General features: G+C 40.2%; 1 protein-coding gene. It reads right to left on the bottom strand.

Translation table 11 applies throughout. The features are described 5' to 3' along the window. On the bottom strand, nucleotides 1–704 hold a 704-nt coding region (locus tag ABD814_RS02325), incomplete at both ends, for an IS1380 family transposase (protein WP_344909944.1).

Here is a 704-nt window from a genome sequence, read left to right as displayed (position 1 = left end):
GTTTTTTGTATAAACAACTGCTACACAATTTGAATGTGGTATAACGGGCTGTATTGACTACTTTACCTGCTATTTTGATCAGCTGGATTCTAACGGTTCCTACGGTGCTTTTACTCATACTTCTAGGTAAACAGAGTCGGCGGAACCAATTCGCAAAATTGTAGGCGAGTAAGGCAATTTGTAGCTTTGTCGCATTTGTGTAAAAGTCAGGACTACTTAATTGGTCGAACGCAAAGCCACTTTTTCCTTCTTTAATGAAATTCTCCATCGTCCCACGGTTTTGATAAAATTTGACGATGTTTTTAGGGAGGTAGCTTAAGTTCGTGACAATGAAGGAATAACGAAATAAGAGTTCGCCTTCTGGTCTTTCTAACTTGACGATCACTCGTCTCGGCTTGTTCCAGCTTGCCGCCTTGTAGGTTATTTCTTTATAAAACACATAAGGCGCACCGTTATTAAGTTTTAGTCGATTCCCGATTTGATGTTCAATGTCTTGAGCCATCGATGTTAAACGCTTATTTGATTTAAGGCGAATCGCGTATTTGATCTCATGTTCTTCACACAACTCGTAGAGTTCAGGGACAGCGAATCCACTATCACCCCTGACAGCGATAGTTGCACTTGGATTTATTTTTTTATATTCCTTGATCACAGGACCAACAAAGCTAACGACATTGCGAGACGTATAAACATTACCTGCACGA

Source organism: Amphibacillus indicireducens, assembly GCF_039539605.1.
Lineage (GTDB): Bacteria > Bacillota > Bacilli > Bacillales > Amphibacillaceae > Amphibacillus > Amphibacillus indicireducens.
The sequence above is the reverse complement of the archived record's forward strand: the minus strand, read 5'-3'. Positions and strand labels throughout refer to the sequence as shown.